Origin of the sequence: Candidatus Liberimonas magnetica (assembly GCA_020523885.1) — a bacterium.
GTDB lineage: Bacteria > Elusimicrobiota > Endomicrobiia > Endomicrobiales > JAFGIL01 > Liberimonas > Liberimonas magnetica.
Window position 1 is genome coordinate 1 of record JAJAPY010000009.1, and the last position, 21,165, is coordinate 21,165.

19 protein-coding genes and 1 pseudogene are annotated in these 21,165 nt (G+C 39.9%); all 20 read right to left on the reverse strand.

Translation table 11 applies throughout. The features are described 5' to 3' along the window. Positions 1-691: 691 nt before the first annotated feature. Positions 692-1,375, reverse strand: coding sequence for a nucleotidyltransferase domain-containing protein (locus LHV68_08340; protein MCB4791882.1), 684 nt, complete (start codon positions 1,373-1,375; stop codon positions 692-694). Further along, positions 1,356-1,673, reverse strand: coding sequence for a hypothetical protein (locus LHV68_08345; protein MCB4791883.1), 318 nt, complete (start codon positions 1,671-1,673; stop codon positions 1,356-1,358). Before LHV68_08345 ends, LHV68_08340 begins: the two co-directional genes overlap by 20 nt. 83 nt (positions 1,674-1,756) lie before the next feature. Beyond that, entirely contained in the window at positions 1,757-2,134 is a 378-nt protein-coding gene (locus LHV68_08350; protein ID MCB4791884.1) for a hypothetical protein, read from the reverse strand. Positions 2,135-2,371: 237 nt separating this feature from the next. Next, positions 2,372-2,752, reverse strand: a complete 381-nt coding sequence (locus LHV68_08355) for a tyrosine-type recombinase/integrase (GenBank protein MCB4791885.1) — start codon at positions 2,750-2,752, stop codon at positions 2,372-2,374. Positions 2,753-2,972: 220 nt separating this feature from the next. Further along, on the reverse strand, positions 2,973-3,191 hold the full coding sequence (locus tag LHV68_08360) for a hypothetical protein (GenBank protein MCB4791886.1): 219 nt from the start codon (positions 3,189-3,191) through the stop codon (positions 2,973-2,975). Between the two features lie 74 nt (positions 3,192-3,265). After that, on the reverse strand, positions 3,266-5,863 hold the full coding sequence (gene ptsP / locus LHV68_08365; protein ID MCB4791887.1) for a phosphoenolpyruvate--protein phosphotransferase: 2,598 nt from the start codon (positions 5,861-5,863) through the stop codon (positions 3,266-3,268). A gap of 28 nt (positions 5,864-5,891) precedes the next feature. Continuing rightward, the gene (locus LHV68_08370) at positions 5,892-6,797 is read right to left on the reverse strand and encodes a hypothetical protein (GenBank protein ID MCB4791888.1); all 906 of its coding nucleotides are present in this window, start codon (positions 6,795-6,797) and stop codon (positions 5,892-5,894) included. Next, complete coding sequence (locus LHV68_08375) at positions 6,794-8,080, reverse strand: glycosyltransferase family 2 protein (protein ID MCB4791889.1); 1,287 nt, start codon at positions 8,078-8,080, stop codon at positions 6,794-6,796. Before LHV68_08375 ends, LHV68_08370 begins: the two co-directional genes overlap by 4 nt. Before the next feature lie 85 nt (positions 8,081-8,165). After that, on the reverse strand, positions 8,166-9,290 hold the full coding sequence (locus tag LHV68_08380) for a response regulator (protein ID MCB4791890.1): 1,125 nt from the start codon (positions 9,288-9,290) through the stop codon (positions 8,166-8,168). Between the two features lie 64 nt (positions 9,291-9,354). Beyond that, positions 9,355-10,644, reverse strand: a complete 1,290-nt coding sequence (locus LHV68_08385) for a diguanylate cyclase (GenBank protein MCB4791891.1) — start codon at positions 10,642-10,644, stop codon at positions 9,355-9,357. A 26-nt stretch (positions 10,645-10,670) separates the two neighbouring features. After that, entirely contained in the window at positions 10,671-11,036 is a 366-nt protein-coding gene (locus tag LHV68_08390; GenBank protein MCB4791892.1) for a response regulator, read from the reverse strand. Next, the gene (locus LHV68_08395; GenBank protein MCB4791893.1) at positions 11,033-14,104 is read right to left on the reverse strand and encodes a PAS domain-containing protein; all 3,072 of its coding nucleotides are present in this window, start codon (positions 14,102-14,104) and stop codon (positions 11,033-11,035) included. Before LHV68_08395 ends, LHV68_08390 begins: the two co-directional genes overlap by 4 nt. A 96-nt stretch (positions 14,105-14,200) precedes the next feature. Beyond that, the gene (locus LHV68_08400) at positions 14,201-14,770 is read right to left on the reverse strand and encodes a hypothetical protein (protein MCB4791894.1); all 570 of its coding nucleotides are present in this window, start codon (positions 14,768-14,770) and stop codon (positions 14,201-14,203) included. Positions 14,771-14,950: 180 nt separating this feature from the next. After that, the gene (locus LHV68_08405) at positions 14,951-16,672 is read right to left on the reverse strand and encodes a hypothetical protein (GenBank protein ID MCB4791895.1); all 1,722 of its coding nucleotides are present in this window, start codon (positions 16,670-16,672) and stop codon (positions 14,951-14,953) included. A gap of 2 nt (positions 16,673-16,674) precedes the next feature. Then, positions 16,675-17,076 carry a hypothetical protein gene (locus LHV68_08410; GenBank protein ID MCB4791896.1) on the reverse strand — a complete coding sequence of 134 codons (402 nt, stop codon included), beginning with the start codon at positions 17,074-17,076 and terminating at the stop codon, positions 16,675-16,677. Positions 17,077-17,520: 444 nt separating this feature from the next. Continuing rightward, entirely contained in the window at positions 17,521-17,718 is a 198-nt protein-coding gene (locus tag LHV68_08415; GenBank protein ID MCB4791897.1) for a hypothetical protein, read from the reverse strand. A 69-nt stretch (positions 17,719-17,787) separates the two neighbouring features. Next, positions 17,788-19,323, reverse strand: coding sequence for an OmpA family protein (locus LHV68_08420; protein MCB4791898.1), 1,536 nt, complete (start codon positions 19,321-19,323; stop codon positions 17,788-17,790). A gap of 193 nt (positions 19,324-19,516) precedes the next feature. Next, positions 19,517-19,660: pseudogene (locus LHV68_08425) on the reverse strand (lmo0937 family membrane protein). Positions 19,661-19,695: 35 nt separating this feature from the next. After that, entirely contained in the window at positions 19,696-20,271 is a 576-nt protein-coding gene (locus LHV68_08430; GenBank protein MCB4791899.1) for a porin family protein, read from the reverse strand. A gap of 40 nt (positions 20,272-20,311) precedes the next feature. Next, the gene (locus tag LHV68_08435; protein MCB4791900.1) at positions 20,312-21,148 is read right to left on the reverse strand and encodes a DUF1207 domain-containing protein; all 837 of its coding nucleotides are present in this window, start codon (positions 21,146-21,148) and stop codon (positions 20,312-20,314) included. Between the last annotated feature and the right edge of the window lie 17 nt (positions 21,149-21,165).

Consider the following 21,165-nt stretch of genomic DNA (forward strand, 5'->3'; position numbering starts at 1 on the left):
GTACCGCACCATAATTCACGAAAGTATATATAAAAAGCAAAAAAAAGTCAATTTTACGACGGTAATTAATATTTTAAGGTTTGGACAATTGGGGACAAGAGGTGACAGGAAAAGACAGGAAAGTAACATGGTATAGGCACGTTTTAGGCACCGTTTTTTTAAGAAAATTGTTGCCAGATATTAACCTATGGCCTTGCGTGTCTTTTTATTTATCATTTTCGCTAAATATTTGTCATGATTACGTGCAACATCCTTTTTAACTTCTTTAATTAAACCAACTATTTTTTTTAGATTTATTGATTTTTTAATCATGTGGAACCTCTATCTTTTGAGTTAATGGGGGGTGGCAATTTGCCCCCACCCTTTTGAAAGTTCCATATCGCGGCGGCGCATATCCTTAATATATCCATCCGGTTGGACAGAATCCGTGAGAGCCGCCACAATATCCCCAATAACACTAACTGTTATATGGTCTTTCCTGCGATCGAGCGAAATGTATCTTTAGACTTATTTTAAATAGAATTCCGCAACCTCAATACCACCTTGGGGGTAGTATAGGTCAAGCTATTTTGTCAGCTTGGCAGATAGTGCTATGTATCTTATAAGTTTTTTTTGGTTTATTTACGGGCAGTGCCTGCTACACGGCGGCCTGTGCTACTTTCAGTCATCTACAAATTGTAAACAAATCAATTCATTTTGTTAAAAAAGCTAATATCTCTGTTTCTTTTTCTTCTTCTAAAGCTTTTTGTATCATCTTTTGCCATTTTTTTGGAAGAGAAATATATAAATCTTTTAATTTATCTTTTTGGCCTATTTGAATTAAGGCTTTTAATATTTGAATTGCCATAAACTTGTCTTTTTCAGCTTTTTCTTTCTTTTGTCTTCTTTCGGAGATAATTAGCTTATGAAGGGCAAATATTATTGGGTTTGGCAGAGTGACTGGAATTCCTTCTATTTCTACAGTAATTGTGTTTTCTGTCAAAATATTTAGGAATCTCAAGGGCTGTGCATTTATACTAAATTTGGGTAGTGAAAACGGTTTATCTGAGCCTTTGCCTTTTTCAGGTATGAGAAACTCAATTATCAAATCCGGGTGCTCAAACTTCATATATCCTGATGGATAAGACCTATTGATAATGAATCCCATGTCTTCCAAGAGTTTTGCAATGTCTACATTTTTTCTTATCCGTGATGGTGAAGGTATCAGAAAATCAATATCGCGAGTTCTAAAAGCAAGATCGTAATCGGTATTCTTAAAATATTCTTTATAGAATGGCAAACACCAGCTTCCAATAAGAATGACATTAGCCAGTATGCCATTTTCATTAAAACGCTTTAGTACTTCTATACAAAGTTCATATTGCTTCTTTTCCACGTATAGTTCCTTTGATAAACTTAATCTGTTTCTTCACCTGTGATAAAAGTTTTCTATATTTAGCTCTTTTTTCCTTACCTTCTTTGTACATTTTTATTTCCTTTTCTGATAGGCTTCCCAAATAAACGTCTTTAAATTTACCATTTTCCCGCTTTGCCAAGTAATAGTAAACTTTTCCTGTAATCTTTTTTGCCCGCAAACTGCCATTGGGCAGTTTACTCAAGGCTTTTTCATATCCCTTTTTCATTGAGATTGAATTTTTTAACTCTTCTTTTAAAACTGATTTAATAAATGGCATATATCCTCTCACAAATTAAGTTACCCAACAAACATGCGAATATTATACTTTGTTGGGTAAAAATAGTCAAAATATATTCCTTACTAGATTTTCTTTAGAACATATTTCTCCTGCAATAAAGAGAGATATTCCTTCTCCATTAGGATCATAATAAAGTATTTTTTTGAATCAACATCAATTCCTCTAACTAATACTTCTACCATATCTCTAATTACTTTTTTGTTATAGAGTAAAAGAAATAAATTCATCTTATTTCGTAGAATTATCCGGAAAAACAATCTTGTTTTTGAATTAATGAGTTTTAAAACTTCATTAAACTTCTTATCTGATTTAATTCTTCTAAAACCGGCACTAGCTTTTAACATGGTAATTGATGTAAGCTTCCCATACTCATCAGCCCATGATAAAATATCTTTTATGTCTTTTGCTTTTTCATTTTGTAATATATAAAAATCGTCCATTTTTTCATCCTTTATTAATGTATTTTACTATATTTGGGTGTAATTTAGCTAACTAAATATCTCTTAGTTGCGCCTTTTGACATTGCTACCATTTTGTTGACATCAACAAAACGATGATTTACTGGTTTTCCAGCATTCTCGTATCCTATTTTGGTTTTATCCATCACCTGAACTGTAAGGCTTGAGATCAGACCAGCGACCCAGTTAGCGACCCAGTCGACGCATCTAAACCTGGTTCTAACTAAAATGAATATATGAGGTTGAGTCTTGCATATATTTTGGATCCATGTGTAAGTATATTTCAGTTGTTTTTGTGGAAGAATGCCCTAGAATCTTTGAAAGTTTTAAAATATTCATACCTTTCATCACGCATTTACTGGCAAACGTATGCCTTAGAGTATGAAAACCTAATCCCTTTCTGTAAATTCCAAGCGATTTTAATACCTTAACAAATTTTTTATTGTAATATTTGTATATTTTATCAGAATCAGTATTTCTATTGATTATATTAAGTTCTTTGTCTCCCCAGGTTTTGTCAATAACAAAACCTGTTTTACTCGTTAATTTATGAGCTCTTAGAACAGGCAACAAATCGTCTTCAATATGAAAATCACGCACTTCATAGTCCTTAGGGCTCCAAATATCGGTACAAAATATTGTTTCAAAAATTATGAAAATATGGCATTTGTCACAAATTGGGCACAAATTGTATAATTTCAAATAAATATATTAATAAAATATGATTGAAATTATAGGGAATTTACGATATTTAAAAAATAGGCAGGGAAAGGTTTTGCAAACCTTTTGAAAACGGTGTCACTTTACTATAAGAATTTCTTTACTTGATATCAATTTGATTAGACTTAGGAAGCGTGCTTATTTTTCCGTTGTTATACGACACCATTTCACCGGTCTCGTACTTCAAGCAAGCGCCTTCTGTGTAACTGTTTCGTTTTACAAGCCCTAAAACAACAATACCTTTTGGAAGCTCGTTTTGACCTATAAGCTGGTGTGCTAATTCCATAGACTTTGCATCTGTATATATTTCAACGTACATGTCACATATCCCCCGTCTTAAAATATTAATATATAATTAACGATCATTCATTCGCTTTTTATATTATACATTATTTATTTTATCTTTGTTTTTAATTTTAAGATTTCAGCGATTTTATGTTTAACTTGCGGGATTTTTACAGATGATACACTAAAATTTGTTAATCCCAGATCAAGCAATTTCTTTGTGTAATTTACATCAGCTGCAAGTTCGCCGCAAAGGATACATTCTTTATTCTGTTTTTTGGCTTCAGATATGACTTTACCTATATTTTCCAAAACAATTTCCGCACCAGCATCGAAATATTCTGCGACTGAAACATTTTCCCTTCCTGCAGCCATGACATATTGAATAAGGTCGTTCGAGCCTATGCTGACAAAATCCACAAGAGCCAGTATCTCTTTAATCTTTATAACAGAAGCTGGCGTCTCTATCATAGCCCCGACTTGTATTTTCCTGTCTTCATGTTTTTTCAGGCAGTTTTTTAACATTTCCTTAACCTGAACAATTTCCTTAGGAATACTTACCATAGGGATAAGCAGTTTTAAATTGTACTTTTTACTTAAAGTTACAAAAGCTTTCAGCTGAGTTTCCAGCAATTTAGGGTTTTTCAGCAATACTCTTATTCCTCTTAAGCCAAGTAAAGATTCATTTCCTTCCATATCGATATATGGTAATGTCTTGTCGCCGCCCACATCCAACAGCCTTACGGTTATCTCTCTTTTACCGATACCGGCGAATGAATCATTCAGTATCTGAACCAATTCATCAGAATTTGGCGGGATCCTTCTGCCCATATATATCATCTCGATCCTATATAAACCTATACCGTCACAGTTGTAGTCTATGGCTTGTTTTATGTTTCTTTTTAAACTTGCATTAGCAAGAACTTTAATGCCCGTATCTTTTTTTATTAAAGCTACATCCTTGATATTTTTACTTATATCTATTTCTTCCTGCTTTTTCTTTTTAATAGACTCTTCGTATTCACGAATCTCTTTTTTATCAGGATTTACTATTATTCTGCCCTTATCGGCATCAGCGATTATATAGGCATTGTTATTAATATCTTCCATACTTTTGTTTGTTTTTGCTATGTAAGGCACATTCATGCTTCTTGCCAACAATGCAGCGTGTGAATTCTTGCTTCCCTGTTCTGTAATTATCGCATTTACGTTGTCCCTGTTAAGACGTACTGTATCAGAAGGAAGAAGGCGTTCTGATACTAATATACTGCCTTTGGGAAGCCGTGCCAGGATATCAGCATCTTTCCCTGTCAGTGTAAGGAGCAACCTTCTGGCCAGGTCAGCGATATCATCTGACTTATCCCTTATGATCTCATTTTCCGAAACTTTAAACCTGTTTTCTAACCTCTTAAAAACTATTTTCACAATTTGTTCGGCATTAAGTTTTTCGCGCCTGATCTCATCCTCCAGGTTTTTTATTATCTGCGAATCGCTCAACATTACGCTTTGAGCATCAAAGATATCGGCATATTTTTTTTCAAGAACATGTTCAACACGGTCTCTTGTTTTAATAATATCTTTTTTAACCTCTTTTAAAGCGCTGCATATCCTTTTGAATTCAAGTTCAACTTCTTCTTCTTTTAATTCGCGAAACTCTATCTCTCTTGTCAATATATCCTTGTATAAAAAAGCTTTGCCCATGGCTATGCCGCCGGAGATCGGAGTGCCGGTTATTTCGTACCTGATACTTTTTGTCCTATGCCTGAAATCAATTATGCCTTCTTTTATTTTCTGGGCTTCGGTTTCTAAAATTGTCTTTTTATTCCTGTCAAAAATACTGATTTTTTCCTTACCTGACCTCTTGGCCTTATATAAAGCATCATCTGCAACTTCTAACAGTGTTTTTGCGTCATCAACATTTGACCTGTTAAAAAAGGAAACACCTATGCTTACAGAGATATCTATCATGCCATTATTTGCTTTAAATGAGGTTTTACGAACAGCCTTAAACAATTTCGAGGCAATTAGCTGAGCATGTTTTTTCGAACATTCAGGCAAAAGCACCACAAATTCATCCCCGCCAAACCTGTAAACAATATCTGATTTCTTTCTATGCTTAAGCAAAACAGCGACAACTTTATTAACTACTTTATCACCAGCAATATGCCCAAATTTATCATTTATCTTTTTCAATTTATCCAGATCAATAAATAATATTGATAATTTGCCCCCATCTTTTCTTATCTGCTTGATCTTAATATCCAGATCATGAAAAAGAATCCTCTTGTCAAACAATTTGCTGCCCAGATCTAAAACCGCAGATTTTGCTATGCTTGTTATTTGAGCTTCTTTTATTATTGTAGAGTCGTGCATAATTTCTTTTTGATTCCTGAAAAAATCCAGGACCGCGACCTGAATACTTATCCTTCTTTTCAGTTTACTTTCAATATGTTTTTTATGCTTTACTATTTTGTTAAAAGTATTTTTTGCTTCCCCGGGGCTTTTAATGAATATATGTGTAAGAAAGTATATAACTTCAACATAGAACGCATTCCCTAATTCTTTCTTATACTGTTTTATTAATTTTGCATCCGAAGCAGTACCCCTGGTGTCACCGGCCAATATTTCTATCATTTTTATGTTAATTTCATGCTTATTGGCTATCTTCAGCTCTTCTTCTTCTTTGTTTAAATGTATCTGTTTCATTTTTCAATCCTCATTTTTACAATATTGATTAGAATAAATATGATAAATTACAGACAACAATGTTTATTTTGTAGCTTAGCAAATTGTTGTCAATAAATGAATCTGTATAAATATATTTTATCGTGAAAGACAAGCCTTCTTGTACAATTTTTTCAAGGCCGCTTTCAAAATAGAAAGTGTCAGTTCTATTGTCATTGTTTACTTGCTGAGACCCCGGACCTGCTTTGATTGACATTCTTACACCGTTCACCAAACCTCTTCTATATGCGGCTATATAACGTTGAAAATTGATAGTCTCAGGGTTAAAATATCCTATAGCGTTTATATTTGTATTTCTGAACTGGCGGTGCCATACCTGTAGAGACAATCCTTCTGGCGGAAGAAACAAGATACCTTTTAAAAGCAAACCTGTTCTTTCATTCCCATCACTGAAACTTCTGGAGTCGACGCCCGCTATTGCTACAAACTTTTTATGAATTGGAACATCAAGGCTTGCAAACAAAGTCGTGACAGATATATCATTATCAAAACAAATGAAAGTATCTACTATGGTTTTGTCTACAGTTGTTTCAAACCGGAATCCGCCAGGAGTTGTATAGACTGCATTACCTCCAAATAACGGCATTGATCTTTTCAGGTATTGAAGCGACCCTCCTTGTAAAGAAAATAGCCACCTGTCATATGCTTTATTCGTATATTTTAATTGATAAGATTGAGTACTTTGTGATCTTATTGAATCGTTATACCCGGAATAACCAAACAACAAACCAAGCGTTGAATGTTTTCTCAGTGCATCATTAATAGAGAAAATATGCTGCTCAACGAACAGGTTATCGCTGTCCTTGGCATAATATCCTTCGTAAGCCGGAAAAAATGCATCGCACATGACAGATAAGAACAACAAAATGGAAGTTGCGACAATTACTTTCCTCATCTTGAACCCCACGTTTTTTTCAGGGACAATAGCTCCGTAAAATAGCCTGAAACAGATGCCGGTGAAAGGAAGAATTGATACACAGTAATATACATTAAGAATCCCCATAAATTTCTTCTTACTTTCAGTCCCTGCGTATAAAACATTTTATTTTGTATCGTAAACATTAAATAATTCATAATAAAAGTCAACGGCAAAACGAGCAAAGTGTAAGGCCCTGCAATGAAAAAGTATCCGAATAAAGCCAGGATAATACCCGGAACGAATATGAAGAGATAAACAGAATCAAGCATTGGAAACGCCAAGTTCCAGAATATGAACAAAGTTGAGAACCTGTCTTGAAATAGTATCCTGGGGTTATACTTGAAACCTTCTATCATGCCTCTGGCCCAGCGTTTTTTCTGCTGGTAAAATGCTTTATATGTCTCAGGAACATTAGTAAATGATACTGCGTTTTCCGCAAACCCGGTGCGGTAGCCTCGGCTCAATAAATCCCATGTTAGAACTATATCTTCACCTACAACCGTCCTCCATCCGCCTATCTTCTTAAGGATATCTTTCCGGTATATTGAGAATGCCCCCTGCACTACAAGCGTACCCTGAAAAAGGCTCTGCATCCTCTTTATTGAGCCTATACCCAGGAAATAATCCCATTCCTGCAGTTTTGTCAGCATATTCTTCCTGGAGTTCCTTGCAAGCACAGCTCCGGCTACAGCTGCGGTATTTTGCGGATCAGAATACATACGTTCAACTATGTTCTTTAAAGCATTACGCCACAGATATGTATCTGAATCAACTGATACTATGAGGTCGTACTTAGCCTCTCTTAACCCTGCATTTAACGCCTCCGCTTTACCCTTGTGGTTATTATTTAGAACCTTTATTCCTGGCAAGGCTGTAAGTATTAGTGAAGTCCTGTCTGTAGAACCGTCGTCAACGACTATTATCTCTAAAGGCCCTTCATATCCATTTTTCTGTATAGATTCAACCGTATCCACAATTTTATTCGACTCATTATAATCAGGAATGAGAATAGTTAAACCCGGATATTCAGAACAATATTTCGTCTGCGGGCGATGGTCAGCCAGGAGGCTCAGGGCTAAAAACATATATATGTAACCAGGAATGATCGCTATGGAATATACAAGAAAACAAGCAATAATGAAAGGCATATATTTCGCAAGGCTTTCCATCCATGGAGTAGCCAGATATATGCACAAAACCACCCACAACATTGAAGCTGTCAGGCAGAAATAGAATTTATTTTTTACGGGAATGTACATAGAATGTGGAACCCCTCAGGTAGTCCCGCATTGCGGGAGTTTAAATAACGTGACATCCCGCTATGGCGGGATCGATGAGGTTATTTCATAAAACAGCGCTGCTTTTTAGCACAACTTTTTTAGAAATTGAAAATACTTCTACCGGTATAGGAATATTTTTGAAAGAGAGTTTTCCTTTTGTCACCGCGGCAAAAGGGAATCCCTCTTGGTTATTATTTTTTAAACCGGCTTTTTCAATGGTTTCAGCAAGGGTCAGGATTTCTCCGGCCTTTGCTACGGAGCACAGGCGGCTTGCCAGATTTACAGCATGGCCAAGGGCCGTATAATCCATCCGGTTGCTCGTTCCATAAGCGCCTATTACTGTCTCACCCGTAGCTACGCCTAAACCCAACGGCCGGAATGGACGTCCCAAAGACGAACGTTCCTCCATCCATCTCAGGTGTGCCAGTTGAATGGCAACAGAAGCTTCCAGCGCTCGCAGAGCGTGGTCATCCTGGCGGAACGGAGCTCCGAATAAAGCCATAAATCCGTCACCCAGGAACTTGTCTATCATCCCGTCTGCTTTCTCAACACCGGCAACCATAACCTCAAGGAAAGAGTTAAGAGTCTCCTGGATATCTTCCGGTGTTACCTCATTGGCAAGGGTGGTGAAGCCTCGCAGATCGCCGAATAATACCGTTATTTCACGCCTTTCCATTTTAAGGAATTCGCTTATATTTCTTTTCTTCATAGTTTCCACAACTTTAGGAGAAACAAAGCGGGAGAACGTGTATTCAAGGAACTGGTTCTTATCTTTTAGGAACTCTCTTGTGGCCTTAAGCGTCAGATGCGTTTCTACGCGGGCACGGACTTCCTCTGAATGAAAGGGTTTAGTTATGTAATCTACACCTCCAGCAGCGAAAGCTTTTACCTTATCCTCCTGTTCGCTGAGAGCGCTTAAGAAAATAACAGGTATATCTTTAAGTTTCTCATCCTCTTTCAAGCATCGGCACACTTCGTAGCCGTTCATTTCAGGCATGTTTATATCTAAAAGGATAAGGTCGGGTGCATCGTTATGAGCTGCCTCAAGTGCAATTTTCCCGCTGACGGCGGCTCTGATCTTGTAACGGCGTTCATCCAGCATAGCAAAAAGCAGTTCCAGGTTTGCGGGTGTGTCGTCTACAATAAGAATTTTAGGAATGTTTTGGTGAAAAATAGCATTATCTGTCATTTAGCATCCTTTTTATCCCGCCATGGCGTGATGTCACGTTATTCATCCCGCTTTGCGGGACAGCTCATGCCGGATGGGTTCCACAGAGATGGTATCGGGCACGGCCTGCTTGCTTGGCTTGATACATAGCGATATCGGCGTTTTTCATGAGGGTACTTTCATCTATTCCATCATTGGGATAGACAGCGATTCCAACACTCGTTGTCACAACAAGTTGATGGCCGTCAATGAGAAATGGCTTGCAAAAACTCTCAACTATCTGATGTACAACCTGGATTGAATCTTCTATTTCCTTAAGGCCTGGAAGTATCAACACAAACTCGTCGCCGCCGAAACGCGCAACGGTATCACATTTTCTCAGAGCTGCACTTAGCCGCTCTGCCGCAGCTTTTAGAAGGTTATCCCCCACAGCATGTCCCAGGGTATCATTTACACCCTTAAAATTGTCAAGGTCGAGCATAGCGATCCCTACTTCTTTTTTATCCCTCTGGGCCTGGGCTAAAGCAATATCCAGGCGATCTGAGAAAAGCTTCCGGTTCGGAAGGCCAGTCAGGGAATCATGGTAAACCATTTGCTGTATTTTTTCCTCTGACTGCTTTCGTTGAGTGATGTCTTCGATAGCCAGAAGGATTATCCGTTCCTTGCCCATACCTCTTTTAATTTGCCTGGCATTCAAGAGCATGATGTGCCTGCCTATTGCGGTAAAATCGTGTTCAACCTCATAGTTATCAAAGGTTGTCTTTTGTGGAAGGATAGTTTCCAATAGCTCCCTCAGCTTCGGGATATTCCATTGTTTATTGCCTAAATCATATATAAGCTGTCCCACGGTCTCTTCAGGTTTAACCTTAAAAAATTCATAGAAGGAACGGCTTACTGAAACAACTCTGAGGTCTTGATCCAAAGAAATTAAGGGTTCACGTACGGTATTGATAATGCTCTCGGCGTATTCGCGAGCTTCATCTACTTCGTCATGCAAAGACTTTACTTTTAGAAGCGACTTTACCCTGATTAAAAGCTCATGTTTATCAAAAGGTTTAGAGATAAAATCATCGCACCCTGCTTCAAGAGCTTTTATCCTGTCTTCTGTCTCATTAAGCGCCGTGACCATAACTACAGGGATTAGATGCGTCTTTTCATCGGAGCGTAATTCCTTAAGCACTTCAAAACCGGACATCCTGGGCATCATTATGTCTAAGAGGACCAGATCGATTTGAATGCCTGAAAGTTTTTCCAGCGCTTCTTGGCCGCTTGCCGCTTTAACAACTTCATAACCCTGCGGAACAAGCTGTGCTTCCAGAAGTTCTATGTTTTTAGGCTCGTCATCAACAATTAAAATTACCGGTTTAGTTTTCACCCTACATCCCTATGTTTATTTTTTTATTATTTAATATGTTGAGCGATTTCTTTTGCAAAGGTGCGCGTATTTATCGGTTTGCCTATAAATCCTGAGTTCGTTATGTCTTTTATCTCGTCTCTGCCTTCTCCCATTACAGAAGCAGTCACAAAAACAATTGGAATATCGCTTGTGTCTTTACCTTGACGCAACAGCCTGGCTGCATCGGAACCACGCATATCAGGAAGCCTAATATCCATAATGATAACATCCGGCTTTTCTCTTTTTGCAATAGCAATTCCATCTGCGACATTTTCAGCTTCGAACACTTCAAAATCGGCAACTTCTAAAAGGTCTTTTTCCAGCATAAGATTATTTCTATTGTCATCGACAATTAATACTTTCTTTTTCATAACACAATCACCTCTCTGGATATAATAGGTAAAGTAAACCTGACCAGCGTGCCTTTATTTAAGCCTTTTGATTCTACGGAAAGCTTCCCGCCGTGCAGTTCAACGAGCTTTTTAGAGAGCGGCAAACCAAGCCCGGTGCCTTCAGTTACCCGTGAATAAGGGGTATCAACGCGAAAAAATCCTTCAAATATTTTCTCCATGTTTTCAGGCGCAATACCGTCACCAGTATCCCATACCTCTACTTCAATATCTGAACCCGTGTTCTTCGCACGCATGCCGATATTACCTCCCTCCGGGGTAAACTTAACTGCGTTTGATAGCAGATTGTAAATTATCTCCTTTACCTTGAGCTCGTCTGCCTCAATATTCGGCAGGTCATCTGCTATTTCAAGCTGCATTTGAAGCTTCTTTTTACTGACCAGATCCGCTATCAGAAGAGAGATTTCGTTTAGCAGGCTTTTTAACGGCAAGGTGGATAACGATGTCTTCATCTTTCCAGATTCGACTTTTGCCATATCAAGTATCTGATTTATAAGTAAGAGAAGGTGCTTTCCGCTGGTCAAAACGTTGTTAACATATTTCTTCTGCTTGTCATTAAGCGGACCGAAAGTCTGGTCGTATAATACTTCCGAAAAACCGTTAATCGAGTTTAGCGGTGTCCTAAGTTCATGCGACATGTTTGCCAGAAATATGGATTTTGCTTTAGTGGTACGTTTTAACTCGATAGCCAACTCTTGTAATTCTTCATGTGCTTTTTCCAAACCATTCTCTATCTCCCTGCGTTCCGTAATGTCTTCAATGGCAAGAAGGATGATCCTCTCTTTTCCCAGCACTCTGTGTATCTGCCGGGCATTCAAAAGCATGATGCGCCTGCCAATGGCGGCAAAATCATGTTCAACTTCATAGTTATCAAAAGTTGCCTTTTGGGGAAGGATAGTTTCCAGCAATTCCCTCAATTTTGGGATATTCCACTGTTTATTGCCCAAGTCATAAATAAGCTGTCCCACTGTCTCCTCAGGTTTCACCTTAAAGACTTCATAGAAGGAACGGCTGACCGAGACTACCCTTAGATCTTGATCCAGGGATATAAGAGGTTCACGCACAGTGTTAATAACGCTCTCGGCGTATTCGCGGGCCGCATCTTCGGATATTTTAGTTACTTCCAGTTCTTTACGGACTTTTTCCAGGCCGTTTTCTATTTCCCTGCGGGCTGTAATGTCCTCGATTGACAGGAGGATAATCCGCTCTTTCCCCAACACTCTTTTAATCTGCCGGGCATTCAAAAGCATGATACGCCGGCCAATGGTTGTAAAATCGTGTTCAACTTCATAGTTATCAAATGTTGCCTTTTGGGGAAGGATGGTTTCAAGGAGTTCCCTAAGTTTCGGGATATTCCATTGTTTATTACCGAGGTCATAAATAAGCTGCCCCACGGTTTCTTCAGGTTTCACCTTAAAGACTTCATAGAAGGAACGGCTGACCGAGACCACCCTTAGATCTTGATCCATAGCGATCAAGGGTTCACGCACGGTGTTGATAATGCTCTCTGAGTATTCGCGGGCCGCATCTTCGGATATTTTAGTTATTTCCAGTTCTTTACGGACTTTTTCCAGCCCGTTTTCTATCTCCCTTCGCTCGGTTATGTCTTCGATAGCCAGAAGGATTATCCTCTCTTTTCCCAACACTCGTTTAATCTGCCGGGCATTCAAAAGCATGATACGCCTGCCAATAGTGGCAAAATCGTGTTCAACCTCATAGTTATCAAAGGTTGCCTTTTGGGGAAGGATGGTTTCCAGCAGTTCACGCAACTTAGGGATGTCCCACTGTTTATTGCCCAGATCATAAATAAGCTGTCCCACGGTCTCTTCGGGTTTTACCTTAAAGACTTCATAGAAAGAACGGCTGACCGAAACCACTCTTAGATCTTGGTCCAAAGAAATTAATGGTTCTCGAACAGTGTTAATAACGCTCTCAGCAAATTCACTGACATCATCTGCTGATTTCTTTATAGTTTCCAGTTCTTTACGCGCTTTTTCCAGCCCGTTTTCTATCTCCCTGCGCGCTGTGATGTCTTCGATGGCAAGGAGGATGATGCGTCTTTTCCCCGATTCTCTTTTAATCTGGCGGGCATTTAAAAGCATGGTGCGCCTGCCGATAGTGGCAAAATCGTGTTCAACCTCATAGTTATCAAAAGTTGCCTTTTGAGGAAGGATGGTTTCCAGCAGTTCCCTAAGTTTGTGAATATCCCACTGTTTATTTCCCAAGTCATAAATAAGCTGTCCAACGGTTTCTTCAGGTTTTACCTTAAAAACTTCATAGAAGGAACGGCTGGCGGTAACCACCCTCAGATCTTTATCTAGTGCGATCAAGGGTTCACGTACTGTGTTAATAATGCTTTCTGCGTATTCGCGGGCTTCATCTTCGTACATTTTAGTTGTTTTTAATAGCAGATGTTGTGTTTCTTGATACGTCAGAAAGGTTAACACAAATGCAAATAAAAGCATAATCAGTCCGATTATAACGATGGTTATAAACAGGTAGCGCATGTTAGATTGGAACTCTGCTTCGTGATGATCTAACGCTTCTTCTTCTATCTGGATGAAGCCGCGCATCTCGGCCCGGATCGAATCCATCAACCGATTGCCCTGGCTGCTGCGTACATTTTCCAAGGAGGCGCTCATGTCATGGTTGCGGCGTAATTTAATGCTGTATGCCAGATATGACAATTTAGACCCTATCAATGGTTTCAGCACATCCAGCCGCTTATGGGCATCGCCGATCAATGTAAGGTGACGCAATTCATTCAATCGTCCCTTGATACTATCGCACACCGCTAAATAGGGTTTCAGAAAAACCTCGTCGCCTGTCAGAGAATAGCCTCGCTGGCCTGTCTCGGCATCTATCAATGAAGACATCAAATCGTTAGCGCGGTTTATCAGAATTAACGAATGCTGCCGTGACGCGGCTGCTTTTTTTATCTGATTGAAAGCCCAGAACGAAACTACCACCATCGCAATAAGTATCGCCGCTCCAACAAGCGAAGCAATAACTTTATAAGTATTTTTCACAGAGACCTCCATAAAATCTAGCGTGGAGCGTATAGCGCATAGCGGATAGTAATTTTTTGACTTGCCTATACCCTAAACTCTCTACGCTATACGCTGTCACTTAATTATCGCAAACTTGCCTTTCTTTGTTTCTCCGTTTGCTGGATTTGTGGTAAAAAATATGTAGATGCCGCTTGCGAGTTTTTCGCCGTTGTCATTTCGCATATCCCACGCATAAAAATCAACGGAAACATCAGTTTTATTCAATGCTGCAACAAGCTCTCCTGCCATGTTAAAAACTTTAATTATCGCTGCCGGTGTAAGCGCTTTAAAAGTTAGGCCCTGCGCATAATATGGGCTGCCGGGCGAGTTAGGCTTAATGGGATTAGGATAAACAAATGCAGTTTCAAGGTTGGGAGACGCAGCATTTGTATTTATTGTATTTTGAACTATAATATCTCCTGATTGAACTGAATAATTACTACTTTTCGGTATTACTTCGCTAAAAATAGCCTGCCCTAAAACTCCCACTGACACAGAATAGTTTTTAGAAGATGGAGATCCGTTGCCGCCAGTGACTTGTCCTAATAGTACTTTATAGCGCTCGCTTACTGATACAACTGCAAGGCAAAGAGATACTGCAGCTATTAAACAAAAAACAGCAGCTATATATTTATTATTTTTCATCCGAACACACCTCTACTTTTGATCGATTATTCATTAAGTGCTACTCGGGTTTTAAACTTAAACTATACCAAGTACTCGGATGACCCTCCGAAGCTATGTCGTAAATGCGGCGAATAGCCGCGACTATTTACGACATGTCAAGCGAAGGAGGGTAACTTCTATACTGATTTTTGTCTATATTTACCAAACTTCAAGAGTACTACCGGCCTTTGCCGTAATCGCTGTGCTGGTAACTTCTCCTGCAAATCTGACCGTAACGGTTCCACTCTCTGAAGGGATGATCATTCCTTCAATTATCGCTACATTCCCTGTATAAAGTGAGTCTGTATTGCAAGCTGCCGGCATATCAAAGGCTGATACATAATTTACTGTCAGAGATGTCTCGCTAAGAGTGTACATTGACATATAGCTTAACAATGTTGGCGCCGTTGCTGTAACATCAGACCCATTCTTCTCATTTATCGACCATCTTGTCCCGCTTGTTAGCACTTCAGCAGTATACATTATCGTTGCATGGAATCTATACTTCGTTCCGGCTATAACCGCAAAACTCAATCCTGTAACATCTTTAATAGTATTTGTGGTAGCATCATTATTGATCACATCAGATCCTAAAACTATCAGTTGTCTTCCATTAAGGCCCGATATACCTGACAAACCGGATAGTCCTGATAAACCCGTTACACCGGATATCCCTGACAACCCTGAAAGGCCGGATATTCCTATTGTGCCTGAAATTCCGGATAAACCAGAGAGTCCAGATAGGCCAGACAACCCCGATAAGCCGGATATTCCTGTTGTACCCGATATTCCGGATAATCCGGAGAGCCCTGACAAACCGGACACACCTACACCGGAAATTCCTGATAATCCCAAGAGGCCGGATATTCCTGATATGCCGGATACTCCTATTACACCTGATATCCCTGACAAACCCGAAAGGCCGGATATCCCGGATATCCCAGATATACCTACTGTACCAACTATTCCAGATACCCCTGATAAGCCTGAGAGTCCTGATAAACCCGACAACCCGGATAAACCTGAAATCCCTGATATAGCACACGGCAATCCAGATATTCCGGACAACCCGGAAAAACCTGATACTCCCGATAATCCAGATAAGCCGGACGGACCAAAACTAATACTTATCCATGTAGGAGCTGCCGCACCATTGCTGGACAATACAAAGCCAGGTTCTCCAGGCGTTAAAAGGCCTGTTGTATTTGAACCTGATTGATACGGAATCGCTCCGGCTGTTCCACCGGTTAAATTATTACTATATGTTGATGTCCCGCTTCTAACCGAATATGTTGCTGTGCCTGAAATAACGGAATAATGGGAATTGGCAGCAGTAAAGTTTATAGAACGCGCATCTATATTGGAAGCAAAGTTTGAAACAGTTATTGTACTGTCTGCTATTTGATAACCGCCTATACTTTTTGCACCGATGTTTTTGCTAATTTCGGGTTTACCAGTAATATTTTGCCATGCAACGCTTTTTGCATAAGTTGCCGTATCAGCTCCGACAGCATAAAAAGAGTATACAGCTGATGTTAACCTGAACCTCGGACTCATTTCCAGATCATTGCCAATGGCCATCCCCAGCCAATATTGATTTTCAAAAGTTAGATCAATGGGAGTAGAACTGCCAAGCATTACACTATATACCCCGCTTTCATCAAGTTTAACATTTTGGTTTTCACTCCAAACAGACACACCTCCTATTTCATCGGTATAAAACTTAAACTTTATATTTATAGTACCTGCTACTGATTTCCCACCGGCGCCTGCAATTTTACCCTGAAAGTTAATATACCTGGGAACTGCTGCAAAAGAAGTAATTGAAGCAAAAAAAGATATAAATAAAACTGCGGTTAGCTTGAAAATCATATATTTCATCTTTATTCCTTTTGTCGATTTGACAATATAACTTTTGTCTTTTCAACAATATCAAAAGCTATTTTCTCAGATTTAACTGTTTTTGAGCCTGTGCGGCCTTTACCTGGAGATAAATAATCGCCCACTGCATTTAAGAGAACTATCTTTTTCTGCACATTTTCATCTGCAAACACCTTAATACTTCTTTCTTTCGTTGTAATTTCAATAAAGTTAATTATTACTATAGCTCCATATTTGTTTGCCTGCATATCTCTGAGTGTCGCTCCTGAACCAAGTTTGACATAATTACCATCCTTTTTCAGCATTTCTGCTACTTTTAGGATAACTGGGTCGTTAGGCCTATATAAATTAGAAAATATCAACACTTTGCCTGAAGGTTTTTTGTCCCCTTTCTCAATAGCCATTTCATGCCCTGCAAACACAAAAAATAAGGCACAAATCAGTAGTAAACCAATAATTAACCTGCCACTTATATATTTTATATTCAAAGTAAAACCTCTGGATGCCCGGATTTGAGGTGATTTCAAGGTGCGAAGAGGGAGCAATGCAGTAAGCATTGTAACCGATGAGCAACGCAGAAATCGCCCAAAGGCGGGCATCCCCTAAAATACCCTCAGCAAATGTCAAGGTATTTCAGGGACACTACACTAGCTCTTTGAGCCGGTAAAGCAGGTATTCGCCAACCATGATATCTGAACTTATCATACTGCTCCCGCCGAGCGATCCGATAAATACTCGCCTCGTTTGGGATATTATATTTCAAATGGTTTGACTATGCTCACCATTCTAAAGGTCTTCGCCTGACCTCAGCCGAATGTTTTTACCGAAGGATCTGGCTGCCCAAATCATTATTTATTACGAGTCAGCTCTGAAACGACAGCGCCGGAAACATTGACAGCTTTCTTTACGCTTTTTGAAAGATCATTCGCGATATCGACTACATTCTCTTTTGTCGTAGCAATTTTGTCATTCACTATTTCTACTTTTTCTTTCACTGCCTCCACAACTTTGTCAACACGTTCTCCGATGGTCTTTTTTTCATCCATGATGTTATCTCCTTTTAGCCTATTTTTCCGTACCGTTAATGTTTATTTCTTTAAAATATAATTAAAATGCTATTTAGCCATTGCTGTTGTTCCTATTAAGTCGCCACTCACAATAATCTCTACACGGCGGTTTTTCTGCCTGCCTTCAGCGGTGTCATTTGATTCTATGGGATTGTTTTTTCCAAATCCGCGTGACATTATGTCATTAGCCTTCACACCCTGGCTCACAAGGTAATCCCTCGATGACTGGGCCCTCTTTTCCGATAACCCCTGATTGTATTCATCACTGCCAACACTGTCTGTGTGTCCTTCAACATCCAGTTTTAACCCGGAATGAGAGGATACGATCCCAGCAATTTTTGCCAATTTTTCGCGTACCAGCGGCTGTAGTTCTGAACTTCCGGTTTTGAAAAGAGCACCTGACATATTTACAATAAGTCCTCGGGCGGAATCCTGCGTTTGAAGAATTGAATTTAACTGAGTTAATAGCTGAGCGCGTAAAACGGCTTTTTCGCCTTCTGCTGTTTGTGCTCTATTAATGGCTGCGTCAGCCTGGCTTTTGGATTTTACTGCAGCGGCTCGTGCGACTTTCGCATCTGCCTGGGCTGCAACAGAAGATGCGGCGGCGTTGGTTGCCAGAGAAAGCGCTATAGTGCGTTCTGCATCCGACTGCCCTTTTGCCTTTTCGGCTTTTGCTTGAGCATTTTCTGCTTTTACCTGGCCTACGTTTGCGACAAAAGCTTCATTGTTGGCACTATTGATTTTATCTTTCGCATCCTGTCGTTCCAAGGCAAGAGCTTCATCCGCCTGGCGTTTCACTGAGATAGAGCGGCTGTCCTCGGCGCTTTGAACTGCTTCACGCGCTGTCATTGCCCGGCCTTTTTTGCCGTTTTCTTTTTTTTCAGCTGCTGCAAGCAGCCTCTCTGCATTTCTGAAAGCATCGATCGCATAAACTTCTGCGTTCGCAGCTTTGGCTATTTTTACAGCGTTGCGGGCCTGATAAACCATGAACGGCGTCTTTTTATCCATAGCCTGCGGCAGAAGGTCCGTAGCGGATATATTCTTTACGTATTCTCCTCTCGGAAGCAATTCGTATTTGGCGTCAATTAATTCTACATTCTTTTTATTGCCTGGTTTGATAGCATTTTCCAGGATAACCGCATTGCTCGGTTGTGAAACAGCGAAGTAAGGCTCCGCAGACACCAGAAGGCTCATGGCCTGTAGAGGTGTTTTTGCATTTATGTAACTTTTGCCATTTTTAACGATCAGTTCCCCGAGATTTGTCGCGCGTCCATCCGGTGACACTGCCCAAAGAACATAGGTCAGATATATGGGGCCGAATTGAGTAGCTGATGTCAAGTTCTCAAATTCCGCCTTAATTTCCATGACGCCTGATCTGTTCTTAATGTAAGCGGTGCCTTTTGCATCGGTAAGAAGCACAGTGCCTTTAAAATCAATTTCTACTGATCCTTTCAGATTCCTATAATTGATCGCTTTTGCTGCTGTTTGCACTACAGAGACCTGCGAAAGAGCTGCCGCTTGAACCTGGCTTTGCCCCATCAAAAATGCTGTGAAAATGAACAATACTGCTAATTTTTTCTTCATAAAATATCTCTCCTTTTTTAATTTAATATCAAACTCGTTTAAACACCTTATAGTAATCTCGAAACTGCAATTTCGAAATCCGAAAAAAACTACAATATCAAAAATTCAAAACTTCAATGCTCTGTTTTTTGCAGTGTTGCTTTTTGTTTTTTGAATATTTTTTCGAAATTCGAGATTCGAAGTTGCCTTTATTTTATAACACTCTGCGGCCTTGAATTATGCGGATAAGCACTGCAATGATCGCCAGCACCAATAAAATATGAATGAACCCTCCCAATGTATAAGCGCTAACTAATCCTAATAACCATAAAACCGTTAATCAAGAGCAACTGTCCAAAGCATATTTTAACCTCCTCTGCTTTCTTGCGTACTTTAAAATAAAAAATTCAGGGCGATAGTGATCATCGAACCACTGTCCTGATATGTTTTATCAATTAAATTTGCGTCCTTGGATGTCACACTTTCAAGCCAGATATAGCGGTAACTTCCATCCAGAGATAATCCCTCGTTCACCATGAGCTCAAAACCAAAACCGAGATGCGTGCCAAATCTTGATGTGTCATGGCTAAAACCTGCCGCGCCGTCTACCTGGGTATAATACCATCCTCCGCCTCCGAGCAGGTAGGGGCTCCAGTTCATCCCGCTTAAAAGATACGCCAGCAAGCTCGCCTGGACAGGGTAAGTTCTGATCGTGGTGAACCTGCCGTAATCATTGCGGCGATAATCGATAGAACCCTCCAAGCCCATGGTCGGTGATACATGCAGGCGTACTTGAGCGCCAGCATACCATTGCCCCTGGTCTGCATCTTTTGGAATTGAATAGGTTGCGCGGGGACCGATAGACAATTGTTTCATTCCTACTTGAGCGGTCTCAGCAGATACCATTGCCGGTAAAATCAAAAATAATGCCGCTGTTATGACAGACATCTTAAGCTTTAAACCATTCATCTTACATCTCCTTTTTTAACTTAAGCTTCGCTTAACAAATTCAATTAATGGCGAATTTGACTCCGATACCAACACGGGTTTCTTCGCGTTTAAATAATTGGCCGTAATATTCCGGGCCTGTAGTGTACTCTAAAAAATAGGAAATACTCCTCCCGTTCTTTGACTTTCGTCCTACTTTTATCCCGATCTGCGAGTTAAATTGCGCTTTCATATCTGTTCGTTCCCACCATTGCATATCATTAGCCCAGTATGCCTTTGCATAGCCGTTGCCGAAGAAATTTGAGGTAAGCTCAAAACCCGATTGGAAAGTATGTTTTTTTTGTTCCGGAGGATAAACTAAGAGGTGGTAGGTATATCCGCCATATAAACGCAGAGCAGAGTTAATATCGTAGGATAGAATAGACCTCAGGCTGTTCCATGAATTACTGCTGGCGATCTGGCCACTCGTGCGAATGTAGTCGTCGCCTAGATGAGAACTGACGTGATAAACCATAAATCGGCCTGACCATTTATTCAAACGCACATCGAATGGTATATTTCCATAAAAATCTATAACCTGAAGGTCCCTGTTATTTGCGAAGTTGAAACGCGGGAATATTCCTCCACCTATATTCACTTGCACCGCTCCTCTGTCGTTGGAAAATGCCCAGCGATAGATGCCATAATAGTGCCCGATCGCTACTTCCGCAGCAGCTCCGTCTTTCTGAGGAAATGCCATGCGCAGCGCGAAATGCAACTCTCTCGGGTCTGCCAAAAGCGGGACAAAAAGCTCATCCGGAGGCGGGGCCAGCCCGGTTATGAATTGTGCCTGGCCCTCAGCCAAAATAGGAATAGAAAGAACACTTAGAAAAACAAACAATAACAATATTTTTTTCATTCAATAGATTCATCATG